Annotated in this window: 1 protein-coding gene; it reads left to right on the top strand. The window is 44.4% G+C overall.

The genetic code is table 11. The features are described from left to right. On the top strand, positions 1 to 266 hold a 266-nt coding region (locus tag AAEZ03_RS27645; protein WP_350583068.1), incomplete at both ends, for a sigma-54 factor interaction domain-containing protein.

Here is a 266-nt window from a genome sequence, read left to right on the forward strand (position 1 = left end):
GATGGGCCATTTATTCCGGTTAATTGTGGTGCTATCCCTGCTGAGTTACTTGAAAGCGAATTATTCGGCCATGAAAAGGGCTCTTTTACAGGTGCTATATCAGCCCGTACAGGCCGTTTTGAATTAGCTGAAGGTGGCACGCTATTTCTAGATGAAGTAGGTGATATGCCACTGCAAATGCAAGTGAAATTATTACGGGTATTACAAGAGCGCGTTTTTGAACGTGTGGGTGGTAGCAAAACGATTGCCGCTGATGTTCGCATTAT

The sequence above is a fragment of the Pseudomonas sp. HY2-MNA-CIBAN-0224 genome (assembly GCF_040310285.1).
In the GTDB taxonomy this organism is placed as follows: Bacteria; Pseudomonadota; Gammaproteobacteria; order Pseudomonadales; family Pseudomonadaceae; genus Aquipseudomonas; species Aquipseudomonas helleri.